A 338-nucleotide genomic window follows, 5' to 3' on the forward strand; every position below is an offset into this window, starting at 1 on the left:
CCAGTGGCTCCGGTAGCTCCTACTTCACCAGTTGCTCCAGTGGCTCCGGTAGCTCCTACTTCACCAGTTGCTCCAGTAGCTCCTACTTCGCCTGTTGCCCCAGTTGCTCCTGTCTCGCCTGTTGCTCCAGTTGCACCTACTTCGCCTGTGGCTCCTGTAGCTCCTACTTCGCCTGTGGCTCCAGTTGCTCCTGTCTCGCCTGTTGCTCCTGTTACTCCTGCTTCTCCTGTTGCTCCAGTTGCACCTACTTCACCTGTAGCTCCAGTAGCTCCTGCTTCACCCGTTGCCCCAGTAGCTCCGGTTTCGCCTGTGGCTCCGGTAGCTCCTGCCTCACCTGT

Annotated in this window: 1 protein-coding gene; it reads right to left on the minus strand. The window is 58.9% G+C overall.

All coding sequences use genetic code 11. The features are described 5' to 3' along the window. Window positions 1-338, minus strand: a 338-nt coding sequence (locus B9A22_RS22745) for a collagen-like protein (RefSeq protein WP_139796356.1), incomplete at both ends; no start/stop codon positions are given.

The sequence above is a fragment of the Sporomusa malonica genome, from assembly GCF_900176355.1.
In the GTDB taxonomy this organism is placed as follows: Bacteria; Bacillota; Negativicutes; order Sporomusales; family Sporomusaceae; genus Sporomusa; species Sporomusa malonica.